This is a genomic window from Lysobacter niastensis (genome assembly GCF_031457115.1).
GTDB classification, from domain to species: domain Bacteria; phylum Pseudomonadota; class Gammaproteobacteria; order Xanthomonadales; family Xanthomonadaceae; genus Lysobacter_J; species Lysobacter_J niastensis_A.
Map to the genome: position 1 here is coordinate 664609 of NZ_JAVDVY010000001.1, position 24755 is coordinate 689363.

At 66.1% G+C, this 24755-nt stretch carries 19 protein-coding genes; 9 read left to right on the forward strand and 10 right to left on the reverse strand.

The genetic code is table 11. The features are described 5' to 3' along the window. Positions 1-2 precede the first annotated feature (2 nt). The 3 genes from J2X06_RS03100 to J2X06_RS03110 form a co-directional block, all read right to left on the reverse strand. Positions 3-707: a cytochrome c biogenesis CcdA family protein gene (locus J2X06_RS03100; protein ID WP_310058143.1), complete on the reverse strand. Its 705-nt coding sequence runs from the start codon at positions 705-707 to the stop codon at positions 3-5. Positions 708-759: 52 nt separating this feature from the next. After that, a complete protein-coding gene (locus J2X06_RS03105) occupies positions 760-1035 on the reverse strand; it encodes a hypothetical protein (RefSeq protein ID WP_310058147.1) in 276 nt (91 codons plus the stop codon). Between the two features lie 177 nt (positions 1036-1212). Next, on the reverse strand, positions 1213-1656 hold the full coding sequence (locus tag J2X06_RS03110) for an Ohr family peroxiredoxin (RefSeq protein WP_310058150.1): 444 nt from the start codon (positions 1654-1656) through the stop codon (positions 1213-1215). A gap of 602 nt (positions 1657-2258) precedes the next feature. Between J2X06_RS03110 and J2X06_RS03115 the strand changes: the two genes are divergently transcribed. Then, a complete protein-coding gene (locus tag J2X06_RS03115) occupies positions 2259-2717 on the forward strand; it encodes a MarR family winged helix-turn-helix transcriptional regulator (RefSeq protein ID WP_310058153.1) in 459 nt (152 codons plus the stop codon). An 89-nt stretch (positions 2718-2806) separates the two neighbouring features. Here J2X06_RS03115 and J2X06_RS03120 read toward each other — a convergent pair whose 3' ends face one another. Both J2X06_RS03120 and J2X06_RS03125 read right to left on the reverse strand, forming a co-directional pair. Continuing rightward, positions 2807-3985 (reverse strand): epoxide hydrolase family protein, encoded by a 1179-nt coding sequence (locus J2X06_RS03120; RefSeq protein WP_310058154.1) that lies wholly within the window; start codon positions 3983-3985, stop codon positions 2807-2809. A 154-nt stretch (positions 3986-4139) separates the two neighbouring features. Then, entirely contained in the window at positions 4140-5351 is a 1212-nt protein-coding gene (locus J2X06_RS03125; protein ID WP_310058157.1) for an epoxide hydrolase family protein, read from the reverse strand. A gap of 541 nt (positions 5352-5892) precedes the next feature. Between J2X06_RS03125 and J2X06_RS03130 the strand changes: the two genes are divergently transcribed. Both J2X06_RS03130 and J2X06_RS03135 read left to right on the forward strand, forming a co-directional pair. Continuing rightward, positions 5893-6294, forward strand: a complete 402-nt coding sequence (locus tag J2X06_RS03130) for a cupin domain-containing protein (RefSeq protein WP_310058160.1) — start codon at positions 5893-5895, stop codon at positions 6292-6294. Positions 6295-6521: 227 nt separating this feature from the next. Then, positions 6522-7412, forward strand: a complete 891-nt coding sequence (locus J2X06_RS03135; protein ID WP_310061180.1) for a patatin-like phospholipase family protein — start codon at positions 6522-6524, stop codon at positions 7410-7412. A 73-nt stretch (positions 7413-7485) separates the two neighbouring features. On the opposite strand, the gene J2X06_RS03140 is transcribed toward J2X06_RS03135, so the two are convergent. The 5 genes from J2X06_RS03140 to J2X06_RS03160 all read right to left on the reverse strand — a co-directional run bounded on the left by J2X06_RS03140 (position 7486) and on the right by J2X06_RS03160 (position 15791). Further along, positions 7486-8889 carry a M20/M25/M40 family metallo-hydrolase gene (locus J2X06_RS03140; RefSeq protein WP_310058163.1) on the reverse strand — a complete coding sequence of 468 codons (1404 nt, stop codon included), beginning with the start codon at positions 8887-8889 and terminating at the stop codon, positions 7486-7488. Positions 8890-9007: 118 nt separating this feature from the next. After that, positions 9008-11575, reverse strand: coding sequence for a TonB-dependent receptor (locus J2X06_RS03145; protein ID WP_310058165.1), 2568 nt, complete (start codon positions 11573-11575; stop codon positions 9008-9010). A 56-nt stretch (positions 11576-11631) separates the two neighbouring features. Beyond that, positions 11632-13656: a tetratricopeptide repeat-containing sulfotransferase family protein gene (locus tag J2X06_RS03150; RefSeq protein ID WP_310058167.1), complete on the reverse strand. Its 2025-nt coding sequence runs from the start codon at positions 13654-13656 to the stop codon at positions 11632-11634. Positions 13657-13771: 115 nt separating this feature from the next. Continuing rightward, a complete protein-coding gene (pcaF, locus tag J2X06_RS03155) occupies positions 13772-14962 on the reverse strand; it encodes a 3-oxoadipyl-CoA thiolase (RefSeq protein ID WP_310058170.1) in 1191 nt (396 codons plus the stop codon). 13 nt (positions 14963-14975) lie between these two features. Continuing rightward, entirely contained in the window at positions 14976-15791 is an 816-nt protein-coding gene (locus J2X06_RS03160) for an IclR family transcriptional regulator domain-containing protein (protein ID WP_310058172.1), read from the reverse strand. A 186-nt stretch (positions 15792-15977) separates the two neighbouring features. Between J2X06_RS03160 and J2X06_RS03165 the strand changes: the two genes are divergently transcribed. The 6 genes from J2X06_RS03165 to J2X06_RS03190 all read left to right on the forward strand — a co-directional run bounded on the left by J2X06_RS03165 (position 15978) and on the right by J2X06_RS03190 (position 24752). Then, entirely contained in the window at positions 15978-17288 is a 1311-nt protein-coding gene (locus J2X06_RS03165; protein WP_310058175.1) for an aspartate aminotransferase family protein, read from the forward strand. 45 nt (positions 17289-17333) lie between these two features. Continuing rightward, complete coding sequence (locus J2X06_RS03170; protein WP_310058179.1) at positions 17334-18902, forward strand: aldehyde dehydrogenase family protein; 1569 nt, start codon at positions 17334-17336, stop codon at positions 18900-18902. A gap of 206 nt (positions 18903-19108) precedes the next feature. Then, a complete protein-coding gene (locus J2X06_RS03175; protein ID WP_310058181.1) occupies positions 19109-19957 on the forward strand; it encodes a CoA transferase subunit A in 849 nt (282 codons plus the stop codon). Continuing rightward, positions 19954-20748: a CoA-transferase subunit beta gene (locus tag J2X06_RS03180; protein WP_310058185.1), complete on the forward strand. Its 795-nt coding sequence runs from the start codon at positions 19954-19956 to the stop codon at positions 20746-20748. The genes J2X06_RS03175 and J2X06_RS03180 overlap by 4 nt, the downstream gene beginning before the upstream one ends. Before the next feature lie 136 nt (positions 20749-20884). Beyond that, positions 20885-22216 (forward strand): acetyl ornithine aminotransferase family protein, encoded by a 1332-nt coding sequence (locus J2X06_RS03185; protein WP_310058188.1) that lies wholly within the window; start codon positions 20885-20887, stop codon positions 22214-22216. A gap of 4 nt (positions 22217-22220) precedes the next feature. Next, positions 22221-24752: a CehA/McbA family metallohydrolase gene (locus J2X06_RS03190; RefSeq protein ID WP_310058191.1), complete on the forward strand. Its 2532-nt coding sequence runs from the start codon at positions 22221-22223 to the stop codon at positions 24750-24752. The last annotated feature ends 3 nt before the right edge of the window (positions 24753-24755 follow it).

Consider the following 24755-nt stretch of genomic DNA (forward strand, 5'->3'; position numbering starts at 1 on the left):
GGTCATAGTCCTGTTGAAACGGAAGGAAGCCACTGCGTCGCCCAGGCGATGACGGCGACGTCGTAGTGGAAGAGCTGGAGCAGGGCGACGGCGACGGCGATCACGCCGAAGCTTTTGCGCAGCAGTTCGGCACTGCGAGTGAACGAAGTGAGCCTTTCGGAGACCCGGTTGCCGCCATAGGCGATTGCCAGCATCGGAATGCCGGCGCCGAGGGCGTACACACCCAGCAGCGCCATCGCTTTTCCCGGAGCTTGGGAACTGGCCGCGAGCGCCAGCACCGAGGCGAGGACCGGGCCCGCACACGGCGTCCAGGCCAGGCCCAATGACGCGCCTATCAACAAAGGTCCTGCCCGTCCGGCCCTGGTCTGCGGGCCGGGGGGGCGGCCATCGCGCCGGGCAAACCACCCGCGCAAGCCCGTTACCAGCCGATCGAAGGGACCGCTCCAGATGCAAGCAAGTCCGGCGGCGAGCAGCAGCAGGATCGAACCTGTGCGGATGCCCTGCTGCAACTCAGCCGACGATCCGGACAGGGCTCCCAGCAGCACGCCACCGGCGGCGAACGAGCCGACGAATCCGGCAATGATCAGCAGCGGTTCGAACCGTCCGCGGCCCGCCGTCGTCGCCAACACGATCGGCAGCACGGGCAGAATGCACGGCGAAGCGATGGTGGCAACGCCTGCCGCGCCGGCAAGAGCGAACTCGATCATCGGCGTGGCTCCCGCGCAGGTGTGGCGCGCGGCATCGAAGCCGAAGTGACGATCAGAGCCAGCATGCCGACGACCCCTCGTAGTCGGCCAGGCGCGCGCCGTCCACTTCCACGAGCTGGTCAAGACGCAGCGTCTCGCCCGTGCCCATCGACAGATACTCGGCGCCCTCGCGGGCGAATACGTCGGTGATCACGGTGTCGCGATCCTGATCGCCGCCGCTTTCGTCGCGGAAGCGGATGCGCGCGCGCTTGCGAAGGGTCGCCAGATCCTCGAGCCGATCGTGAAACTCGCAGCTGATCGGGTGATAGTGGGTTCGATCGTTAGTCATGGCTCTTGCCTCAACGTCAGTGGTCCGGCTTGCCGAAGCCGGCTCAGCCGAAGGATGGTTTTGATGGCGTCGCGCCTTGCCTGGCGGGCAAGCACAGAGGGGCGCTGGCGACCCTCGATTGCGTCGGGCGGCCGTGGGTGGCCGGCCGCCCTCCAAGGGCGACCAGCCACGATCAGGTCACGAAGTGGTGACGTTCACGGCGACGTCGATGTTGCCGCGCGTAGCCTTCGAGTACGGGCAGATCTCGTGGGCCATGTGGGCCAGCTTCTCGGCGACGTCCTGCGCAACGCCAGGCATGCGAATTTCGAACCGGGCCTCCAGCAGCCAAGCGTTTCCGGTCTGGCCCAGGTCGACTTCAATGTCCACGGACAGGTCTGCAGGGAGCGTGATGCGCTTCTGCGCAGCCACGAGTCCGATCGCGGTGATGTAGCAGGCCGACCAAGCGCCGGCGAACAACTGTTCCGCTGTCGGATGCGGGTCCACTGCCGCGTACACTTGCTCACGACCAACGTCGCTGGCGGAAAGCTCGAGATTGACGGTCCCGTGATCGCTGCCCGAAGGGGCCTGGTTGACCGTGGTGTGCGTCTTGCCCGTGAAGAGGACCTTGTCGATCTTGATCATGATGGATTGCTCTTTGTTTCTTGATGGGGGATGGTTGTGCATCGCATGCGTTTAGATCGTATGCGATGGATATACTGTAGTCCTGGGTCGGAGCCGAAGGCAAGGTGGGGAGCGCCCGTCGTTCAACCGTTATTAATCGTATCCGAATGTATCGCGTGCGATGTTATGGCATACCAGAAATCACTCCTTGATTACTGCGCCACCTGGGTGGGCGATGAAGAACACGGAATCCTATTGAAGAGCGGATACCGGGGATGCCGGTGTCTTCGAAGTGGTGGGCGCCCTTTGGGAAGTGCAAGATGGTGTTGTCTCCTGGGTTGTTACTGCATCGTAGTCGATTAGATCGCGTGCGATGGAGCGCACGTTAGGTCGGACGGGCAGGGACGTCAATCGGCCCTGTGGTCGTCGTTGCAGTTTGTTAAGTGTTTACGACTGAATCGCGTGCGCTGTAAATTCACGGGCCAGCGGTGTCGTTCCCAGGACCTGCGGGCCAGCGCCGGGCAGGCGATCCTTCCTGGAAGCCCGTTCAGGAAGCCGGTTATAACGGCACCGATTAACTCGCATGCGATGTATGATGCGCCATCGAACCTGGAGATCCCCGGATGAAATCGAAACCGAACGTACGCCCGGACGCGAAGTTGGCTGACTTTCTCTGCTTTGCGGTCTATTCCACCAACCTCGCGTTCGGCAAGGTCTATCGGCCGCTGCTGGACGAACTGGGCCTGACCTACACCCAGTACGTCACGATCGTCGCGCTGTTTGAGGAGGACGACCAGACGGTCGGCAGTCTCGGTGAGAAGCTCTTCCTCGAATCGAACACGCTTACGCCGATCCTCAAGAAGCTCGAAGCCATGGGCCACGTCGAACGCACGCGCGACCCCGCCGACGAGCGGCAGGTGCGCATCCGTCTGACACGCAGCGGCAGGCGCCTGCGTGAAAAGGCGTTCGGCGCTGATCTGACCGAGGCCTGCGGCATATCGTCCAGCGAGTTCAAGAGGCTGCAGAAGGAGGTCGTGGCCCTGCGTGCCAGTCTGCTCAAGTTCGCGCGCAAGGAAGATTGAATACGGTGTCACGCCGGGCCACGACCTCCGCGGTCGTGCCCGGCCAGAAGGTACTGCCCCGATCCTTGGTCGCAGCTCCGCGACCCTGGTTACCTCAGCGTCCTGAATCCAGCGCGGACTTCCTGGCAGAAGAGCTCCGGTTGTTCCCATGATGGGAAATGGCCGCCCTTGGGAAGCCTGTTGTAGTGCACCAGCCTGGGATAGGCCTGCTCGCACCAACTCTTCGGCGCCTCGTACAACTCGTCGGGGAACACACTGACCGCCACCGGGATGGCGACGCCCTTCACGCTGAAGTAGGGAGTCCTGTTCTCCCAGTACAGACGGGCTGCGGAAACAACCGTGTTGGTCAGCCAGAACAACGTGATGCTGTCGAGCACATCGTCCGGCGTGAGCCCTTCGGGCTTCCCGTCGATGGAGCGCGCGATCATCTCGTAGTTCCTGGGATACAGGTCGATCAGGTAGGCGGCCAGCCCCACGGGGGAATCAGTGAGGCCCGTCATCGTCTGCGGGCGGTCACCATTCATTCGCGCGTAGCCGATGTGCTGGTAGGCGAACGCGATCTGTTCGCACGCGCGCAGCTCGTCTTCGGATAGCCCGGGGGGCGGCGGATCGCCGTGCGAGAGCGCCCTGTCGATGTCCGGCGGGACCGCGCCCGCCATGTTGGTATGGATGCCAACTAGCCCCGGCGGCGTCTTCAACGCCATCTGGTCGACGACAATCGCACCCCAGTCGGTGCCCGAGGCGCCCCACCTGGTGTACCCGAGGCGCTTCATCAATTCGGTGTACGCATCGGCGATGCGCAGGGGATTCCAACCCGTCGTGTCCGGTCTGGCCGAGAAGCCGTAGCCCGGCATCGACGGAATCACCAGATGGAAGGCATCCGACGCGCTGGCGCCGTGCGTCGAGGGGTCGGTGAGCGGACCGATGATCTTCATCCGCTCGATGAACGTGCCGGGCCACCCGTGTGCCGCGAGCAATGGCAGCGCATTCTCGTGCCTTGAACGGGCATGGATGAAGTGAAAGTCCAGTCCGTCGATGGTGGTGAGGAAGTTAGGAACGGCGTTGATCTGCGACTCGACCATTCGCCAGTCGTACGCGGTCGCCCAGTGCCGCGTGAGCTTCTGCATCGTGTCGAGCTGCGCGCCCTGGGTCGAGTCCGTGACCGTCTCGCGATCCGGCCATCTCGTCGCCTCGATCCGCTGGCGAAGATCGGCCAGATCCGCGTCCGATGCCTTGAACTGAAATGGCCGTAGCTCGGTTGCGTTCATGGCTTATATGTACTCGAACCTTGCGGGCTGGGACTCGAAGACATGCAGTTGACCTCCGACCCGGACCGCTATCGCTCACGGTCCGGGCCGGGTCATTCATTGCGACAGCACGCGGCAAGGCGACCTCCCGCATCATCCGCCGCGGATCGCGAGTTCACCTCAGCGTCTTGAATCCGGCCCGCACTTCTTCCGAGTAGTACTTCGGCTGTTCCCAGGCAGCGAAGTGCCCGCCCTTGGGGAGCTTGTTGTAATGCACCAGCTTGGGATACGCCTTTTCGCACCAGCTCTTTGGCGCCTGGAAGAGTTCGTCCGGGAAGGCGCTGACCGCTACGGGAATCGTGACGCCCTTGACGGCGAAGAATGGCGTCTTGTTCTCCCAGTAGAGTCGCGCCGCGGAAATCGCCGTGTTGGTCAGCCAGAACAGGGTGATGTTGTCGAGTACGTCGTCCGGGCTCAGCCCTTCCGGCGTCCCATTGATCGATCGCGCGATCATCTCCTGGCTTGCGGGGTCGTGGTCCATCATGAAGGCGGCAAGGCCGACAGGCGAGTCCGCGAGACCGGTCAACGTCTGCGGCCGGTCGCCCATGAGCAAGGCGTAGCCGACGTGCTTGTAGAAGGCAGAAACCTGTTCGGCAGCGTGTTTCTCATCGCCGGTAAGGTCCGCCGGTACCGGATCGCCGCGGAAAAGCGCCTGGTCGAGCTCCGGCGGAATTACATTCGCCATGTTCGTATGGATGCCGACCAGGCCAGGCGGCGTCTTCAACGCCATCTGTTCGATCACGATTGCGCCCCAATCGCCACCCGCCGCACCCCACTTCTTGTAACCCAGGCGCGGCATGAGCGTGTTGTAGGCAGCGGCGATGCGCTGCGGGGTCCATCCCGTCGTGGTTGGCTTCCCGGAGAAGCCGTAACCGGGCATCGACGGGATCACCAGGTGGAAGGCATCGGCTTCGGTGCCGCCGTGCGCCGTCGGATCGGTCAGCGGGCCGATGATCTTCATCTGCTCGATGATCGAGCCGGGCCAGCCGTGCGCCACCAGCAGTGGGAAGGCATTCTCATGCTTGGACTTGATATGCATGAAATGGATGTCGAGGCCATCGATATTGGTCAGGAAGTTCGGCACGGCGTTGATCTGACCCTCGATCCTCCGCCAGTCGTACTTCGTGGCCCAGTGCTGGGCGAGCTTCTGGATGGTCGCGAGCTGCACGCCCTGCGTCGAGTCCTTCACGGTCTCGCGATCCGGCCATCTCGCGGCTTCGATGCGCTTGCGCAGGTCGGCCAGGTCGGCGTCAGACGCTTTGTACTGGAACGGGCGAAGTTCGGTGGATCCGCTGGCTGCCTTGGATTCTTGTGCGACTTCATTCATGGCATTTTTCCTTTCTGTGCAACTGAGCAGGCCCAGCGGAACGGCAGCAAGCGTTGTCGCCGCGGCACCGCAGAACCTGCGTCGAGTCAGGAGATCGGGTTGTTGAGGTGTCTTCTGCATACGGCTTCCTCTGGCGTGCAGACATCCTTCACGTGGGGGGAGCCCCCACATGACCCTCCCTCCTTTCAAAAAAATGCCACATCAAAATTTGACGTGACCAATCGGCAACGCGTCGAACTGCCGCTCTTTGATATTCATCAAGGCGCGCGTCATTCCGTACGCGGCACATTGGCGTGAACGACACGGGCAAACCGCATGCCACTTCCAGTCCAGTTGCGTGTTGCCGGTGGCATTCTCTGCCGTTCGCTTTGTACGCCGCGCCTATTCGGACTGCAACTGCCTTTTGTCAGTACTACGATTGCAATCCGGCGCAGCCATTCGGCTCGTCGTGTCGAGTTCCGTGCATGAGGTGTCGTCCAGGCGGTGCGACACTTCGCCACGACACGCCTCCCAGTACGCTGAAAGCAGGAAGGAGATTCATATGGGCACGATCCATGGCATGGCGGCGGCTTGTCTTGCCTTCGGCGCCGCGTTTGCGGCTCCGGCCACCCTGGCGCAACAGTCGGGCATCACACGTGACGACCTTCAGCGAAATGACCTTTCCGTTCCAGGTCGCCAGGCCGTGCAAGTACTGGTCAGCTTCGCGCCAGGTGTCGTGGCGCCAAACCATCACCATCCGGGCGAGGAGATCGTCTACGTAATGGAAGGCTCGCTTGAGTACCGTCTCGAGGGCAGGCCGCCCGCGACACTCAAGGCCGGGGATGTTCTGTTCATTCCCTACGGAATCAATCACGAGGTCGAAAACGTCGGGAGCGGAAAAGCGTCCGAGCTGGCGACGTACATCGTCGAGAAGGCCAAGCCGCTCGTCGTACCGGCGAAGTGATGTTCGGCAGGAGTTGCATGCGGTAGCCGTGCGATCCTTGCCTCGCCAGAGACCCTCGTGGAGGTACCTGGCGCACTCGTGCCAGCCATGCGCGATAGGGGCGTGACTGCCCCGGGCAAACCGCGTGCCATTTCAGTCCGCTGCGATGATGGCGGGAGCGGCATGGCGACCGGTTGCCGCACCTGCGGAGCAGGGCGGCTGAGTCGAACCGGATGCATAATCCGGCAATGCCTCTCAGGGAAGCGCCAGACTCGAGCGCCCCCCTTCCGACCGCGTTCGTGCTGGCCGGAGGCGGAAGTCTAGGCGCAGTACAAGTCGGCATGCTGCAGGCGCTGTTTACCTGGGGCGAAGTGCCGTCGTTCCTGGTTGGGACATCGGCGGGTGCGATCAATGCGGCCTACATCGGCAGCAATCCAACCTGTGAGTGTGCGGATGGGTTGGCTCATATCTGGTGCGCGGTTCGACGCCAGGATGTTCTTCCGGTCGACTTGCGCAGCATCGTGGCGGGGATGTTCGGCCGCCGCGATCATCTGGTGGATTCGCGCGGATTGCGGAACTTTCTGGAGCGCCACCTGCCTTATCGTGTGTTGGAACAGGCTGCGATTCCGGTCCACCTGGTCGCTTCGGAAGTGGTCACGGGCCAGGAGGTCGTGTTGTCGACGGGGCCTGCGGTCGAAGCAGTGCTGGCCAGTTCGGCCATCCCGGGCGTCTTCCCGCCGGTCAAGCTGGGTTCGCAGATGCTGATGGACGGGGGCGTGGCCAACAACGCGCCTATTTCCGTCGCGGTTGCCTTGGGCGCCGAGCGAATCATCGTGCTTCCAACCGGCTTCGCCTGCGCCCTGCCGGATGTACCGAGCGGTGCGATCGCACGCGCCATGCATGCGGTCAGCATGCTCGTGGCCAGGCAGTTGGTACGCGACGCCGAATATTGGATCAACAACAGCCGCATCGTGCTCCGCATCGTGCCAGCGCTTTGTCCACTGGCGGTGTCGCCCTACGACTATTCCGCTGCGAGGGACCTCATCGATCGGGCACGCGGCTCGACACAGCAATGGCTGGAAGGGGGCGGACTCGAACGTGCAACCATTCCAACGCAGATACAGGATCACCGGCATTAGCGGGGCAAGGTGTGCGGCCAAAAAAAAGAAGCCCGGCATATGCCGGGCTTCTGCTTTCCGTCAGGCGAGTGGGTTACTTGCGCGGTCCCGCAAGCGCCTTGACCAGCCCGTACCAGTGATCGAGTCCGTCGTAGTAGCCCTGTACCGGGATGCGCTCGTTCAAGCCATGCGCGAACGAATCGCTGTCCTTGATGAACATGCCGCTGACGCCGTACGTCGGAATGCCTGCAGCGCGCAGGTACAGGCCATCGGTGGCGCCCGATTCCTGGCTCGGCACGATCGGCACACCCGGATGGCGTGCATGCACCACCTGGGTGACCGCAGCCATCACGTCTGGCCGCAGCGGCGACGCGTCGCTCGCCGTTGGTGATCCGATCACGCTGACCTCGACCTTCTGGCCCACCACGTCCTGCAGCGACTTGCGCACGGCATCGATCGCGACGCCGGGGAAGATGCGGCAGTTGACGGTCGCAGTGGCCGACTGAGGCAACGCGTTGTCGGCATGGCCGCCGCGCAGCAGGGTAGGGATGCAGGTGGTGCGGGTCTTGCCGACTTCGTACGGCACCTTGGCCAGTACGTCGGCTGCAGCCTCGTCTTTCGGATTCGCAGCGAACTTGCGCATCGCCTCGCCGACTTCGCCAGGCGTTGCCGCACCGACGGCCTTGAACGCCGCCAGCGTGGTGTCGTTCCACATCGTCGGGAAGCGGTAAGCCTGCAACTTCTCCAGCGCGTCGGCCAGCTCGTAGATGGCGTTGTCGGCGCGCGGCTGCGAACTATGTCCGCCGGGGTTGTGCGTGGTCAGCTCGAAGCTGGCATACGTCTTCTCGGCGGTCTGCATGCTGTACATGCGCGGCTTGCCGTTTTCCTCCAGCGTGCCGCCGCCGCCGTCGCTGTTGAGCGCGTATTCGGCGTCGATCAAATCGCGGTGGTTGTTGACGAGATCGCGGATGGTCGCCATCTCGGTCTCCTCGTCGCCGCTGAAGAGGATGATCAGATCGCGCTTCGGCACGAAGCCTTCGGATTTCAGGCGCAGGAAGGTCGAAGTCAGCGTCGCCACGCCGTCCTTAACGTCGCTGGTGCCGCGGCCGTAGAAGTAACCGTTCTCCTCGATCAGCGTGAACGGATCGCGTTGCCAGTCCTCGGGCTTGGCGGTCACCACGTCCATGTGCGCCATCAGCGCGATGGGCTGGCCGCCACTGCCGTCGCCGCGATAGCGCACGACCAGCGAAGCGGTCTCGCCCAGCGGCAACACATGTATGTCGGCCTGCGGAAAGCCGGCGGCGCGGAATTGTCCGGCCAGGTAATCGACCATCGCCGGCACCTGGCCGAGGCCGACGGAAGTCTTGTAGGAGATCAATTTTGCAAAAATCTCGCGGGCCTTGGCATCGTTGGCATCGAGCTTGGCGGCCGGCGCCGCGGTGCACGGCGCGGCGATCGCCAACGCGAGCAGGGCGGCCATAAGGGGGGTACGGGACATGCGGACTCCGTTGAAAAGGGGGGCGTAAGGCATGGCGCGGTGATCTGTTGCCATTGCACGAAGAAAAAGGGCCGGCGACAACCTCCCCAGATTGCCGCCGGCCCCATCTCCACACAGGTCAGAACTTCTGCGAGAACCTCACGCCGAGCGTGCGCGGCTGGTTGGTCACGGTATAGACCTGACCGTTCGGGTACTGCGGCACGACGCCGGAAGCACCGCAGACGGTCTCCGCACAGTTGGTGAAGCGGTAGATGTCGGCGCGCTCATCGAAGACGTTGTTGAGGTACACGCTGACCGCCCAGTTGTCGCGGCTGAAGCCGGCCGAAAGGTCGGCGACGGTGTACGAGTCCAGGTCACCCAGGATCTCGCGCTCGACGAGGCGAAGGTCCGACGTGCGCTCGCCCGCATACACCACCGCACCTTGCACGAACGCGTCGTAGTTGCCGACGTTGAAGTTGTAGCGCGCGATCACGTTGCCCTTGAACTCCGGTGTCACCGGCAGCTGGGTGCCGTCCGGCGCTTCCGGGCCGTCGATCACATCGCCGTCAGGATTCAGCGAGCCGGCCGGGCAGTCGGTGACCGGTTTGCCATTGACGTCGGTAAAGCCGCAATAGTTCTCGGTCAGCTGGGCGTCGTAGAAGGCCACGCCGGCGCTGATCTGCAGGTTGTAGGTGGCGGCCCAGTTCACGTCCATTTCCAGGCCGTCGATGCTGGCCTGGTTGGCGTTCTTGATCTCGGTCAGGCCATTGGCGCCGAGGATGCTGAACTGGAAGTCCTCCCACTCCTGATGGAACACCGAGCCGTTGAAGGTCACCCGGTTGTCGAGCCAGCTGGTCTTCCAGCCCATCTCGTAGTTGGTCAGGTAGTCCGACAGGTACGGCGGCAGCGTGCCGCGGCGGTTGATGCCGCCCGGACGGTAGCCTTCTGACCAGGTCGCGTAGACCATCTTGGACGGCGTGATCTGCCAGGTGAGGTTGGCCTTGCCGAGGTTGCCGGACTCCTTGACCGTTTTGTTGAAGACCTCGCACGGCGCGCCGTTGAACGATGGCCAGTTGGCCGGGTCGTCGCCGAACTGCTCCGCGCATACCGCTTCGCCGTACGGTGCGCCGGGGAACCAGCCGTTGCTGAAGCCGAAGAAGCCCTTCAGGCTGTTCTCGGAGCGGAAATGGCGGCCGCCGATGGTGGCGATCAGCACTTGCGGGATGAAGTCGAAGGAGAGTTCGCCGAACACCGCCTCGTTCTTGTCCTCGCGCTCCTGCTTGGTCAGCCAGATCGTGTTGGGCCAGCCGGTGATCGAGAACTGCGCGCCGAAGCCGTCGATCTTGTAGCGCTGCTGGATGTCGTGCCTGTGGTCGTCCCAGTACAGGCCGGCCACGAAGCGCAGTCGGTCCTCGTTGGGCGAACTCAGGCGCAACTCGTGGCTGTCCTTCTTGTAACGGTCCTCACCCTGGATGTACTGCGACGGGTTGATGAAGTTTTCGTTGTCGTCGAAGGCGTTGTAGTACGCCAGCGTGTCGTACCAGAAGCCGTAGTCGTTGTAGTCGGAGTCCACATCGGTGTTGCGCTTGAGGTGGGCGTAGGCGTAGGTCAGGTCGAAGTTGCCGATCTTGCCTTCGACCGTCAGCGCGCCCTGCCACCAGCTGTCCTTCGAATGCTCCTTGTAGAAGTGGTTCAGTGCCAGATCGCCGACTGCCTCGTCGAAGGCGAACGAGCCATCGGCCTTCGCCGTCTGGCCCATGACCATCGGTGTGATCGACCAGGTATCAGCGAAGTCGACCTTCGCCGCCAGGCGCGCCCCGGTGGTGTCGACCTCGTTGTAGTCGTCCTGAGCGCGGCCCGTGCAGACCAGCAGGTCGGTGGAGGTGCAGTCGCGGTTGGTCAGCACGCCGCCCCAGCTGGCGCGCTCGCCGGTGTCCGGGTCGACGCGCACCGGGAACTGGCGGTCGCCCGGCTTGTTGTCGATGTAGCCGGCGTCATGCTGGTTCCAGCCGACCAGGCGGATGGCCGACGCGTCGCTCAGCGGGATGTTGACGAAGCCTTCCTCGATGTGGCCGATGCCGCCATGGTCGACGGCATTCACTTCGAGGTCGTAACCGGCGGAGTACTGGCCCGGGTCGGGTTTGTTGGTGATGATGCGCAGCGCGCCGGCCTGGGCGCTGGCGCCGTACAGCGTGCCCTGCGGGCCGGACAGCGCTTCGACGCGGGCGACGTCGTAGATGTGCACGTCGAGCGGGCCCTGGATCGTCGTGACAGGCTGCTCGTCCAGGTACACGCCGACGCTGGGCAGCGAGCCGGAGTGGTTGCCGTCGCCGCCGCTGGCCACGCCGCGCATGTAGATCTGCGAGAAGCCCGGGCCGAAGCTCTGGTAGGAGACGCTCGGCAGGTATTTGACGTAGTCCTCGAAGTCGGTGACGTTGAGCTCGTCGAGCTTCTGCTCGCCCAGCACCTCGATGCTGATCGGCACCTTCTGGAGGTTTTCGCTGCGCTTCTGCGAGGTCACGGTCACCGTGTCGAGCACGACCGCCTCGCGCTGCGCGGCGCTCTGCGGTGCGGCCGGCGCCGGCGTGGTCGCGTCCTGTGCGAACGCGGGCGAAGCGAAGGCCAGGCAGATCGCCGCGGTCAGCGGAAAGCGCCTGGGTATTGCGGTTGTGGCTCGTTTGAATGGTCTACTGCCGGACTTCTGCATCGTTCTACTCTCCCCAGACGGACGATCAAGAAAAAACGGGTAGTGCCACGCGCTAATCAGGCCCCCGGTGGCTCAGGGTAAGTGTCGAGCAGCGGTCCGAGTGCCGCCTTGAGCGGCTCCAGCCAGGGCTCGTAGTGACGCCATTGATCGAGTCCCTCGCGGAAGATCGGCCGGCGCACCTGTTCTGAGCTGGCCGTGCGTACCGGCCGCTCGTTCTCGAAAAAGCGCAGGCATTGCGCTTCGAAGGGAAGCCCGCAGTAGTCCAGCAGGCGACGCACTTCGTTGTCGGTGTCCTCGACCATGCGTTCGTAGATCACGCGGTGTACGCGGCCGGGCAGCACGGTGTCGAAATGCGCCATCAGCTCGACGTAGTCGCGGTAGAAGCGGCCGATGTCGTCGAGGCTGTAGCTGAAGCTCTGGCCGCGGGCGAAGTGCTGCTTGAAGTTGGAGAAGCAGCAGGCCAGCGGGTGGCGACGTGCGTCGATGATCTTCGCGTTCGGCAGCATCAGGTGGATCAGGCCGACGTGCATGAAGTTGTTGGGCATCTTGTCGATGAACAACGGTGCGTCGGTCTTGCGGTGGATGCGCGTGCGCTCCAGGTAACGCCGGCCCAGCGCACGCAGCGCGTCGGTGTCGAGTGTGGACAGCACGTCGTGATACGGGGCCGCACCGTGCGCATCCTTGCCAGCGAGGGCGCGCAGCTCGCGACTGATCGTGGTGACTTCCGGCAGTTCGGTCGTGCCTTCGACCTGGTTGTGGCTGGAAAGGATCTGCTCCAGCAGCGTCGAGCCCGAGCGCGGCAGGCCGACGATGAAGATCGGATCGCGCGCGCCGTCGCCGCTGCCATGGCGCTGCCCAAAGAATCCGCGGGTGTAGAGCGAGCGGATGTGCCGCACCTTGTCCGACGTCGCCTCGGCGCTGTAGCCCAGCTGCGCGTGGCGGACAGCGTTGCCGCGCTCGTAGTGGCGGAACGAGGCCTCGTACTGCGCGGCATCCTCCAGAGCCTTGCCGATGGCGAACTCCAGGTGCAGGCGGTGCTCGTCCGGCAGTTTCGGCCGGGCCAGCTGTTGCCGCATCGTGTCGAGGTCTTCCTCGCTGAAGCGGAACGTCTTGAGGTTGGCCAGGCTCCACCAGGCGTCGCCGAATGCCGGCTCCAACGCGATGCATCGACGGTAGGCGGCAATCGCTTCCTGCTGCCGGCCGGCGGTCTTGAGGGCGTGGCCGTAGCTGAGCCAGATTTTGGTCTGGCGCGGGTAGCGGCGCACGATGTCGTCGTATAGGCCCAGCGCCTGGTCGTAGTCGCCGATGCGGCACAGGACCACGGCCTTGAGGTTGCGATAGCCCGGGTTGTCCGGCGCGACCTTCAGCAGCGCGTCGAGTTCGGCCAGCGCCTGCTCGGGCTTGTTGCCGCGGTGCAGGACCAGCGCGTAGTGCTGGCGCGCGGCGTGGAAGCCCGGCGCGAGTTCGAGGCACCGCGCCAGCAGTTGTTCCGCGTCGCCGATCCGGTCCAGGCGCGCGGCCAGCTCGGCCAGCATGCGCAGCGCTGCGACGTCGTTGGGCAGCTTGCGCAGGTGCGCGCGCAGCAGTGCTTCGGCTTCGGGAATCCGGTTCTCATGCAGCGCCGCGCCGGCTTGCAGCAGCGCCGGGTCGCGGCTGGCGTAGCGCAGGTGCTGGCCGTAGGCCGCCTCCGCGCCGTCGCTGTCGCCCGCAGCGGTGAGGTGATCGCCCAGGGCGAGCCAAGCCGTGGGCAGGTCGGGCTTGATCGCGACCGCGCGGCGCAACGCCGCGAGTGCTTCATCGCCGCGACCAACCCGTCCCAGCGCGATGCCGAGTTCGAGTTGCGTGCGCGCCGATGCGGGTTGCGCGGCCGCCAGCGGTTCGAGGACCTCGAGTGCGGCGATCGCATCGCCACGGGCGCTGTGCGCAGCGCCGAGCACGAGTTGTGCGGTCGGATGACCGGGCACCGTGCGCAGGATTTCCTCGGCCTGCGCGGCGGCCAGGGACGGATCGGTGTCGAGCAAACGAGCCGCGTGCGCCAGGGCGATGTCCAGCGAGGCGGTGGGCTCGGGCGCTGCGCTCATGCGGTCTCGTCTCGGGAAGGCAAGGTCGGATCGTCGAATGTTTCCACCGGACTATGCCGAATAAGGTGGCAACAATCACGCGTTTCAAACGCAATGTGATGGAAGTAATGTCGGCTCACTCGACCCGCTCCAACGCGAGCGCCACGCCCTGGCCCACGCCGACGCACATCGACACCAGGGCGCGACGCCCGCCGCCGCGTTCCAGCGAGCGCATCGCGGTGAGCGCCAGCCGCGCGCCACTGGCGCCCAGCGGGTGTCCCAGGGCGATGGCGCCGCCGTGGGCGTTGACGTGTGCGGCATCGTCGGCGAGCCCGAGTGCACGCGTCACCGCCAGCACCTGCGCGGCGAAGGCCTCGTTGATCTCGATGACGTCGTAATCCGGCAATCGGTGGCCGTGTCGGGCCAGCAGTTTGCCGATCGCGGGCACCGGCCCGATACCCATCGTGCGCGGCGGAACGCCAGCCGACGCCATGCCGAGCACGCGGGCGCGCGGCGTCAGGTTCCAGCGTTCGATTGCCTCGGCGGACGCAAGCAGCAGGGCGCAGGCGCCGTCGTTGATGCCGGAGGCGTTGCCGGCGGTGATGCTGGTGCCGGCGCCGAGCAACGGGTTCAACGCGGCGAGCTTGTCCAGGTTGGTGTCGCTGCGCGGCTGCTCATCGGCAACGAGCTTGCCGACCGGCATCAGTTCGGCATCGAAGTAGCCATCGGCCGCCGCGCGCGCCGCACGCTGCTGCGAGCGCAGCGCGAAGGCGTCTTGGTCGGCGCGTTCGATGCCGTGCTCGTGTGCGAGGTTCTGTGCGGTCTGCATCATCGAGTCCACGCCGTGGGCGGCCGCCATCGCCGGATTGACGAAGCGCCATCCCATCGTGGTGTCCTCGGGCTTCTGTTCGCGGCCGAACGCGGTGTCGGCCTTGCCCATCACATACGGGGCGCGCGACATGCTTTCCACGCCGCCGGCCACGATCAGTTCGGCGTCGCCCAAGGCGATCGCGCGTGCGGCCAGCCCGACGGCTTCCAGCCCGGACGCGCACAGTCGGTTGACGGTGATGCCGGGCACCGACACCGGCAGTCCGGCGAGCAACGTGGCCATGCGCGCGACGTTGCGGTTGTCCTCGCCGGCCTGGTTGGCGCAGCCGAGGATGACTTCGTCGATGGCGGCGGCATCGAGGCCGGTGTGATGCTCGATCAGGTGCCGGATCGGCAGCGCGGCCAGGTCGTCGGCGCGAACCCCGGACAGGCCGCCGCGAAACCGGCCGAACGGCGTGCGCACGCCGTCGCAGAGATAGACGGGGCGCGCCGATGTCATGGCCGGGTGGCGATCACGGCGCCGCGGCCGGCAGGCGGTTGGCCGGCAGGCAGCATTCGATCGCCGCCGCTGTCTGCTGCAGTTGCGGCAGGATGTTGTCGATGGCGTGCTGCGCCGCATCGGGGTGGTAGGGCATGCTGACGTTGATCGCGGTGGCGATGCGCCCCTGCGCGTTGCGCAGCGGCACGGCAATCGAGCACAGGCCCAGTTCCAGCTCCTGCTCGACGTAGGCGTAGCCCTGCCGGGCCACGTCCTCGACGACGCGTCGCAAAGCGCGCAGGTCGGTCACCGTGTGCGGTGTGTTCTTGACCGGCTTGCACTGCCCCAGCCAGCTGTCCAGGTCGGGCTCGTCCAGCCCCGACAGCAGCACGCGGCCCATCGCAGCGCAGAACGCCGGCAGCTTGGCGCCCACGCCCAGCGTCACGCTCATGACCCGACGGCCGGGCACGCGCAGCACATAGACGATGGACTGACCGTCCAGCACCGCCATCGAGCTGCTCTGGTTGACGCGCCGCGCCAGGTCTTCGAGCAGCGGTTGCGCCAGGTCGGTGAGGTTGAGCGAGCCCAGGTAACCAAAGCCCAGTTCGAGCACGCGCGGGCCGAGCATGAATTCGCGACCGATCAGGCGCACGTAGCCCAGGTGTTCCAGCGTCAGCACCAGGCGCCGCGCGGCGGCGCGCGACAGCTCGGTGCGTGAGGCGATCTCGGCCAGGCTCAGGCGGATGTGCTCGCGATCGAACGTCGCCAGCACCGCCAGTCCCCGTGCCAGCGATTGAACGTAGTCCCCGCTGTCCTCGAATTGCTCCGAATTTCCTGCTTTCCTGGCCATGCCCTGGAAGGATCCCCTGCCGTTTTCCGTTAAGTCCGTCGTGATTCCGCGACGCGCTTTTGCCCCGCGAACCTTGCGGCCGCGGAGCGATTGACGGCGAGATTAGGGCTTCCGTAGAGTGGTGCGCAATACGCACATCTGTGCGCACAGCGCACAATCGACCGGGGGCGGGGATCGAGGATGGTGATGGCGGAACGCGACTGCGTGCTGCACAGCTGGTCGGTCCAGGCCGACTGGGATGCCCCGACCGTGGTCGGAGGCGAGGGCGCTCGCCTGCGCCTGGCCGACGGGCGCCAGATCCTGGACATGAGCAGCCTGGCCGAATGCAGCAACCTCGGCCACCAGCATCCGCGTCTGGTCGCGGCCATCCGTGAGCAGGCGCAGCGGCTGTGCTTCGTCACCAATGCCTGGGGCGCGACGCCCCGCGTCGAACTGGCGCAGGCGCTGCTGGATCGATCCGGGTTCGAGGGCGGCCGGGTTTTCTTCACCCTTGGCGGCGCCGACGCCAACGAGAACGCGGTCAAGATCGCGCGTCAGGCGGCCGGCAAGCCGCGGGGCGCGATCATCGCCCGCGACCGCTCGTACCACGGCGCCAGCCACCTGGCGATGGCGTTGTCGGGCGACACCCGCACGCGGGCCCTGGTCGATCCGGAGGCGTTCGGCGTGCATCACGTGCCGCCGCCTTATGCGTATCGGTGCCCGTTCGGAAGCAGCGACGAGACCCAGTGCGGAGAGCGCGCCGCCGATGCGGTCGCCGATCGCATCGACGAGCTTGGCGCGGAACAGGTCGCCGCGGTCATCGTCGAACCCAATGCCGGCACCAACGGCATCGTCGCGCCCGATTCCTACTGGCCGGCGTTGCGCCACCGCACCGCGCAGCGCGGCGTGTGGCTGATCGCCGACGAAGTGATGAGCGCATTCGGCCGCTGCGGACAATGGTTTGCCTGGCAGCGCCATGGCGAGGCCGGCCGGCCGGACCTGATGACGCTGGCAAAAGGCCTGACCGGAGCGGCGCTGCCGCTCGGCGCGGTGGTGCTGAGCCGCGAAGTGGCCGCGCGCATCGAGCACGAGATGCTTTACACCGGTCTGACCTACTGCGGGCATCCGCTGGCCTGCGCGGCCGGGCTGGCGGCGCTGGCCGCCTACGAGGAAGGCGACCTGATCGAGCGTTCGCGCTCGCTGGGCGCGGCGTTGCTGGCGCAGATGCGGCAGTTGCAGCACCGCCACCCGGTGATCGGCGACGTGCGCGGCGGACATGGCCTGTTCGCGGTGATCGAACTGGTCGCCGACCGCGAAACGCGCGCGCCGCTCGCGCCGTGGCCGCAGACGCCGCCGGCGCTCAAGGCGCTGGTCGACGAGGCGATGGCGCAGGGCGTGTCCTTCGCGACGCGCGGCAACCTGATTCTGCTGGCGCCGCCGTTGGTGATAGGAGAGGGCGAGCTGGCCGATGCGGTTGCGCTGCTGGACCGCCTGCTGGCCAGGTTCTTTCCGCATTGAGCTTCCCGCATTGAGTTTCCGCATCGGACAAGCAACGAGACCGACATGAGCTTCCGCCTGACCTACGCGACGATGTTCAACCCGCCCGAAGCGATGCACGAACGCTTCGATGCCGCCATGGCGCGTGTCGAAGCCGGACTCGGCGAACGCCACGGACTCTTCATCGCCGGTGAGGACCGCCCCGCGGCACGCTACGCGCAGCGCCACAGCCCCATCGACAACGAACTGGTCCTGGGCGAGTTCGCCCTGGCCGACGAAGCCGACGTCGACGCCGCGATGAAGGCCGCCCACGCCGCCTGGCCGAAGTGGCGTTCGCTGCCGGTCGCCGAACGCGCGCGGCTGGTGCGCAAGGTCGGCGACCTGATGGAGCAGCGCGTCTACGAGATCGCCGCGGCGCTGACGCTGGAAGTCGGCAAGAACCGCATGGAAGCGCTTGGCGAGACGCAGGAGACGGTGGACTTCTTCCACCACTACGCCGACGACTTCGAACGCCACGCCGGCTACGAGCACGAGTTGCCCAACGACCCGCTCGAAGGCGCGGTCTCGCGCAACCGCAGCGTGATGCGACCGCATGGCGTGTGGGTGGTGATCGCGCCGTTCAACTTCCCGCTCGCGCTCGCCGGCGGCCCGGTGGCGGCCGCGCTGGTCACTGGCAACACGGTCGTGGTCAAGGCCGCCAGCGACACGCCGTGGTCCGGACGACTGCTGGCCGACTGCATCCGCGATGCCGGACTGCCGCCGGGCGTCTTCAACTACGTGTCCGGTTCCGGCCGCGAAGTCGGCGAGGCGCTGGCCAACCACCCGTTGACGGCCGGCATTACCTTCACCGGTTCGGTCGGCGTCGGCATGCAGCTGCTGCGGCAGATGGCGAGCGGCGCCTACCCGCGCCCGTGCATCGCCGAGATGGGTGGCAAGAACCCGTGCATCGTCACGGACAAGGCCGACCTCGAACGCGCCGCCGCCGGCATCGTGCGTTCGGCGTTCGGCATGGGCGGCCAGAAGTGCTCGGCGCTTTCGCGGCTGTACGTACACGAGAGCGTCGCCGACGAACTGACCGCCAAAGTCATGGAGAAGATCGCCGCGATCCAGGTGGGCGACGCCCGCCGGCGCGAGCACTGGCTGGGCCCGGTGATCAACGAAGCTGCGTACTCCAACTACGCCAACTACGTGCAACTGCTGAAGGCCGGCGAGGCCAGACTGGTCAACGGCGGCCAGCGACTGCGCGAGGGCGAACTGGCGCGCGGCTGGTATGTCGAGCCGGTGCTGGCCGAAGCGGCGCTGTCGCATCCGCTGTGGAAGCAGGAGATGTTCCTGCCGATCGTGATGATGCATCGCTATCGCGATCGCGACGAAGCGATGCGACTGGCCAACGACACGGACATGGGCCTGACCGCCGGCTTCTACGGCGGTGCCGACGAGGTGCCGTGGTTCCAGGAGCACATCGAGGCCGGCGTCACCTACGCCAACCGCCCGCAGGGCGCGACCACCGGCGCATGGCCAGGCTACCAGCCGTTCGGCGGTTGGAAGGGATCGGGATCCACGGGCAAGGCGATCGCCTCGTTCTACTACCTGCAGCAGTACCTGCGCGAGCAGTCGCGCACCGTGGTGGATTAGGGCTGTTGACGCTATTGGGATAGGCCACGCCGCGCTCGAGCGCGTGCGGGGCAAGGAAGAAGGAGAGAACTTATGTCGAGAAGTGACCGAGTGATGACGCCGCCCCGCGCGCGCTCGAGCGCGGCCCTCCGGGTTGCCCTGTCCGACCACCTGGCGGCCGGACACGACAACGTGGCCTGTCCCGATAGCGTCAACAGGCCCTAAGCATGCAGTTCCTGTCGCTGAAGGACGCCATCGCCATGCACGTCGCCGACGGCGACCGCGTGGCGCTGGAAGGCTTTACGCATCTGATTCCCTTCGCGGCAGGGCACGAGATCATCCGTCAGGGCAGGCGCGAGCTGCACCTTATCCGGATGACGCCGGACCTGATCTACGACCAGATGATCGGCATGGGTTGCGCGCGTGCGCTGACGTTTTCGTGGGGCGGAAATCCCGGCGTCGGGTCGCTGCACCGCTTGCGCGATGCCGCCGAACACGCCTGGCCGCACGCGATCGAACTGGATGAGCACAGCCACGCCGGCATGGCCGCCGGCTACTGCGCGGGTGCGGCGAACCTGCCGTTCGGCACGCTGCGTGGCTACCTCGACAACGACTTGGACAAGAACAACCCGAAGATCCGTCGCGTCGACTGCCCATTCACCGGCGAACGCCTGGCGGCAGTGCAGGCGATCAGGCCCGACGTCACCATCCTGCATGCGCAGCGCGCCGACCATCATGGCAACATCGCCATCCACGGCATCGTCGGCGCCCAGCGCGAAGCGGCAATGGCGGCCAGAAAGCTGGTGGTGACGGTGGAGGAAATCGTCGACCGGCTGCCGGCGGCGATGAACTCGGTCGTACTGCCGCACTGGATCGTCGATGCCGTCGTGCATTGCCCCGGCGGTGCGTATCCATCCTACGCGCACGGCCATTACACGCGCGACAACGCCTTCTACCAGGGCTGGGATGCGATAGCGCGCGATCGCGAACGGTTCGCGCAATGGATGCGCGAGCACGTGCTCGAAACCGCCGACCATGCCGGGTTCCTGGCGCGCCTGCACGGGAAGGCCGCATGAACCACGCGACGCGCGACGAATGGATGACGATCACTGCAGCGCGCATGCTGTGGGACCGCTGCGTGTGCTTCGTCGGCATCGGCCTGCCCAGCGCGGCCTGCAACCTGGCGCGCCTCACGCATGCGCCCGACATCGTGCTGATCTACGAGTCCGGCACGATTGGTACCCGCCCGGACGTGCTGCCGCTGTCGATCGGCGACGGCGAACTGGCCGAGACCGCTGCATTCGTCGTGCCGCTGCCGGAGGTGTTCAGCCATTACCTGCAAGGCGGGCGTGTTGACGTCGGCTTTCTCGGCGCGGCGCAGGTGGACCGCTTCGGCAACCTCAACACCACCGTCATCGGGCCTTACGACAAGCCGGCGACGCGCCTGCCGGGTGCCGGTGGCGCGCCGGAGATCGTCGCGCACGCGCGCCAAACCTTCGTCATGCTCAAGGCGACCCCGCGCAGCCTGGTGCCGCAACTCGACTTCCGTACCAGTGCCGGCTTCCTCGACGGAAGCGGCGCACGCCAGCGCAGCACCGCGCGCGGCGGCGGCCCACGCGCGGTGATCACCGACTTCGGCGTGCTCACGCCGCATCCGCAGACCGACGAACTGCAACTGGGCGCCCTGTTCGAGGAGGCCACCGTCGAGGAAGCCCGCGCCGCGGTCGGTTGGCCGCTTGCCCTGGCCGAACGGGTGGACGTGATCGCCGCACCCACGACGGCCGAGCTGGACACGCTGCGGGCACTGCACGCGCGGACCGCGCAGGCGCATGGCCGGCCCGTGCAACCACCGGGACATGTGGCATGAGCGCGATAGGAGCTATCTTCGAGGCTTCCTTTGCCGATCGTTTCCGCGGTAGCGGGAAACCCGGATACCGCTCCTCCATTCTCAAAGCAGAAGACACCGGCTTCCCGCCTTCGCGGACCGGCAGCAGGATTTCCACATGACGCGAAACCGACACATCCTGACCGAACTGCCCGGCCCGAAGGCGCGCGCTCTGATCGCGCGCGACGCCGAAGTGATCTCGCCTTCCTATCCGCGTGACTATCCGTTCGTGATGTCGCACGGGCGCGGCACCGAAGTCTGGGACGTCGACGGCAACCGTTTCCTGGATTTCGCCGCAGGCATTGCGGTATGCAGCACCGGTCACGCACACCCGCAGGTCGTGCAGGCTGTGAAGGACGCTGCCGATCGCTTCCTGCACATCTCCAGCGACTACTGGCACGAGCAGATGGCGGGCCTGGGTGAGCGGCTGGCGCGGATCGCGCCGATGGGCGAGCCGGCGATGAGCTTCCTGTGTCAGTCGGGTACCGAAGCGGTAGAGGCATCCCTCAAGCTGGCGCGCTACGTCACCGGACGCTCGCGCTTCATCGGATTCCTCGGCGGTTTCCACGGCCGCACGATGGGTTCGCTGGCCTTCACCTCCAGCAAGTACACGCAGCAGAAAGGCTTTTTCGCCACGATGCCCGGCGTGACGCACGTGCCTTACCCGAATCCGTATCGCGCGATGTTCGCCGGCAGCGATCAAGGCAAGGCCGTCCTCGATTACATCCGCATGCTGTTCGAGCGCAGCGTGCCGGCGTCGGAAGTGGCTGCAATCCTGGTCGAGCCGATCCAGGGCGAGGGCGGCTATATCGTCCCTCCCGACGGGTTCCTGGCCGGGCTGCGCACGCTGTGCGACGAACACGGCATCCTGCTGATCTTCGACGAGGTGCAGTCGGGCATCGGCCGCACCGGGCGCATGTTCGCCAGCCAGCACTGGGGTGTGCAGCCGGACATCATGACCTTGGCCAAGGGCCTGGGTTCGGGTCTGCCGATCGGCGCGATGGTGGCCAAGAAGCGCCTGATGTCGCAGTGGAAGCGCGGCGCGCACGGCAATACCTACGGCGGCAATCCGATCGCCTGCGCGGCCGCCAACGCCACCATCGACCTGGTCGAGAACGGCATGATGGGCAACGCCGCCACCGTCGGCGCGCACTTCATGGGGCGGCTGCGCGACCTGGCGCGCGACTATCCGTGTGTCGGCGAGGTTCGCGGAAAGGGATTGATGATCGGCATGGAGCTGGTCGAGGGCGATGCCGAGCGCACGCCCGCACGCAAGCTCTGCGACGACGTCATCACCCGCGCCTTCCACAACGGCCTGCTGCTGCTGTCGTGCGGCGCCAGCACGGTGCGCTTCATGCCGCCGTTGAACGTGACGCGCGAAGAGATCGACGAGGCGCTGGTGCTGTTGCGCAGCAGCCTCGACGAAGCGCTGCTCGGGCAGGAGGACTGACCCGGTGCGGTCGCGACAGTGGGTGCTGGCCGCGGCGTTGCTGGGGGCCGTGGCCGGCATCGCATGGGCGGACGGGCGCGAACCCGTGCTCAAGCAGGTCGACCTGCCGCACAGCTATTACTGGCGCGAGCTGTACCTGCCGCAGCTGACGACGGGACCGTCGTCGGCTGCGTTCCTGCCGGACGGCAATGCGCTGGTGTACAGCATGGCCGGTTCGTTGTGGCGCCAGCGCATCGGCGACGACGAGGCCGTCGAACTGACCCATGCGGCGGGGGCTTATGACTATCAGCCTGATGTCGCGCGCGACGGACGCAGCGTGGTGTTCACGCGCTACGACGGCAAGGCGATGGAGTTGTGGCGGCTGGATCTGGCCAGCGGCCGCGCGCAGGCATTGACCCGCGATGGCGCCGTCAACGTCGAACCAAAGCTGTCACCCGACGGCAAGCGCATCACCTGGGTGTCGACGCAGGGCACCGGCCACTTCAACCTGTTCGTCGCCGACATCAGCGCGGACGGCCTGCGCAACGCACGGCCGCTGCTGGGCGAGCGCAAGAGTACGATCGACCGCTACTACTACTCGGTCTACGACCATGCGATCAATCCCGCGTGGTCGCCGGACGGCAAGTCGATCGTTTTCGTCGGCAACGCGGAGATCGCCTGGGGCAGCGGCGATCTTTGGCAGGTGGCCCTCGACAGGCCGGCACAGCCCAGGAAGATCCTGAGCGAAGAGACCAGTTGGAGCGCGCGTCCGGACATCGCGCCGGATGGCAAGCGCGTGCTGTTCGCCAGTTATCGCGGCCGCCAGACCCATCAGCTCTGGCTGACGACAGTGTCTGGCGCCGCGCCGCTGCCGCTGACCTTCGGCGACGACGAGAAGCGCAATGCGCGCTGGTCTCCCGATGGCCGCCGCATCGCCTACATCGGCAACGACGCTGCCGACGGCAACACCAGCCTGATGGTGATGGATGTCCTCGGTGGCGCCACACAGCGTGTGCAGGCGGGCAAACGCCGTACGCTGGCGCCCGCCGCGCGGCTGGTGCTGGACATCGTCGACGGCCAGGGACATCGCGTGCCCGCCCGGATTTCGGTGACCGGCAGCGACGGCCGCGCGCATGCGCCCGCCACGGCGTGGATGCATGCAGACGACGGCTTCGACCGCGCCAGGCTCGGCAGCGAAGCGCACTACTTCCACTGCGCTCCGCCGTGCGCGGTGGAAGTCCCGGCGGGGACGACCGAGGTGACCGTGCAGCATGGCTTCGCCCATGCGATCGGGCAGCGGCGCATCGACGCGAAGGCCGGCCGCGATATGCCGGTGCGCGTGGACTTGCACGCACAACCGCTTGCGCGCGAGTTCGGCGACTGGATCAGCGCCGACCTGCACGTACACATGAACTATGGCGGCCACTACCGAAATACGCCTCAGCGCCTGGCACGCCAGGCGCAGGCCGAAGACCTGGACGTAATCGAACAACTGATCGTCAACAAGGAAGAACGCATTCCCGACATCGCGCACTTCGGGCACAGCGACGAAGGCCTCGCGCCGACCCGGATCGATCATGCGCAGGAGTACCACACGAGTTTCTGGGGGCACCTGGGCCTGCTCAATCTTCGCGATCATTACCTGACGCCAGATTTCACCGCCTATCGTCACACCGCGATGGCCAGCCCGTACCCGCACAACGGCGTCATCGCCGATTTGGCGCATGCGCAGCAGGGCGTGGTCGGCTACGTGCATCCGTTCGACACGGTGCCGGATCCGGCCAAAGACCCGGTGCTCAGCCACCAGCTGCCGGCTGACGTGGCGCACGGCAAGGTCGACTACCTGGAGGTCGTCGGGTTCTCCGACCACAAGGCCACCGCGAGCGTCTGGTATCGCCTGCTGAACCTCGGCTTCCGTCTGCCCGCGGGCGCGGGCACCGATGCGATGGCCAACTACGCATCGCTGCGTGGGCCGGTCGGCATGAACCGCGTCTTCCTGGACACGGGCGGGCGACGAGACGACGCATCGCTGTTCTCCGCGATCAAGGCGGGCCGCGGTTTCGTCAGCAACGGGCCGATGCTGGGCCTGCTGCTGGACGGCCAGAAGCCGGGTGCGACCGTCGCGGGAGGCGCCACGGGAAAACATCGCTATCGCATTGCGCTGCGTTCGCCGGTCGCGGTCGATCACCTGGAGCTGGTGCACAACGGCGACGTGGTGAAGCGCTTCGACCTCTCCGGCGACCGCCACCAGCTCGACAAAGAGGGCGACATCGAGCTGGCCGAGGGCTGGCTGCTGCTGCGTGCCTGGAACGACGCGGCCGATCCGCTGCTGCTGGACCTGTATCCGTACGCGACGACCAATCCCGTGTGGCTGGGGCAGGGCGGCGCCGTGGCGGGCTCGCAGGAGGACGCGAAGTACTTCGTCGCCTGGATCGATCGCGTGATCGAAGCCGCCGACGCCCGCGACGATTACAACGACGAAAGCGAGAAGCGCGCCACACTCGATTATCTGCGCGATGCCCGGGCCACTTACACGCGCCTGGCGGAGGGGCGCTGAGCC

Excerpts from the sequence above, each read along its gene's own strand:
- J2X06_RS03100 (WP_310058143.1), bottom strand. The coding sequence starts at position 707 with ATGATCGAGTTCGCTCTTGCCGGCGCGGCAGGCGTTGCCACCATCGCT.
- J2X06_RS03105 (WP_310058147.1), bottom strand. The coding sequence starts at position 1,035 with ATGACTAACGATCGAACCCACTATCACCCGATCAGCTGCGAGTTTCAC.
- J2X06_RS03110 (WP_310058150.1), bottom strand. The coding sequence starts at position 1,656 with ATGATCAAGATCGACAAGGTCCTCTTCACGGGCAAGACGCACACCACG.
- J2X06_RS03115 (WP_310058153.1), top strand. The coding sequence starts at position 2,259 with ATGAAATCGAAACCGAACGTACGCCCGGACGCGAAGTTGGCTGACTTT.
- J2X06_RS03120 (WP_310058154.1), bottom strand. The coding sequence starts at position 3,985 with ATGAACGCAACCGAGCTACGGCCATTTCAGTTCAAGGCATCGGACGCG.
- J2X06_RS03125 (WP_310058157.1), bottom strand. The coding sequence starts at position 5,351 with ATGAATGAAGTCGCACAAGAATCCAAGGCAGCCAGCGGATCCACCGAA.
- J2X06_RS03130 (WP_310058160.1), top strand. The coding sequence starts at position 5,893 with ATGGGCACGATCCATGGCATGGCGGCGGCTTGTCTTGCCTTCGGCGCC.
- J2X06_RS03135 (WP_310061180.1), top strand. The coding sequence starts at position 6,522 with ATGCCTCTCAGGGAAGCGCCAGACTCGAGCGCCCCCCTTCCGACCGCG.
- J2X06_RS03140 (WP_310058163.1), bottom strand. The coding sequence starts at position 8,889 with ATGTCCCGTACCCCCCTTATGGCCGCCCTGCTCGCGTTGGCGATCGCC.
- J2X06_RS03145 (WP_310058165.1), bottom strand. The coding sequence starts at position 11,575 with ATGCAGAAGTCCGGCAGTAGACCATTCAAACGAGCCACAACCGCAATA.
- J2X06_RS03150 (WP_310058167.1), bottom strand. The coding sequence starts at position 13,656 with ATGAGCGCAGCGCCCGAGCCCACCGCCTCGCTGGACATCGCCCTGGCG.
- pcaF (WP_310058170.1), bottom strand. The coding sequence starts at position 14,962 with ATGACATCGGCGCGCCCCGTCTATCTCTGCGACGGCGTGCGCACGCCG.
- J2X06_RS03160 (WP_310058172.1), bottom strand. The coding sequence starts at position 15,791 with ATGGCCAGGAAAGCAGGAAATTCGGAGCAATTCGAGGACAGCGGGGAC.
- J2X06_RS03165 (WP_310058175.1), top strand. The coding sequence starts at position 15,978 with ATGGCGGAACGCGACTGCGTGCTGCACAGCTGGTCGGTCCAGGCCGAC.
- J2X06_RS03170 (WP_310058179.1), top strand. The coding sequence starts at position 17,334 with ATGAGCTTCCGCCTGACCTACGCGACGATGTTCAACCCGCCCGAAGCG.
- J2X06_RS03175 (WP_310058181.1), top strand. The coding sequence starts at position 19,109 with ATGCAGTTCCTGTCGCTGAAGGACGCCATCGCCATGCACGTCGCCGAC.
- J2X06_RS03180 (WP_310058185.1), top strand. The coding sequence starts at position 19,954 with ATGAACCACGCGACGCGCGACGAATGGATGACGATCACTGCAGCGCGC.
- J2X06_RS03185 (WP_310058188.1), top strand. The coding sequence starts at position 20,885 with ATGACGCGAAACCGACACATCCTGACCGAACTGCCCGGCCCGAAGGCG.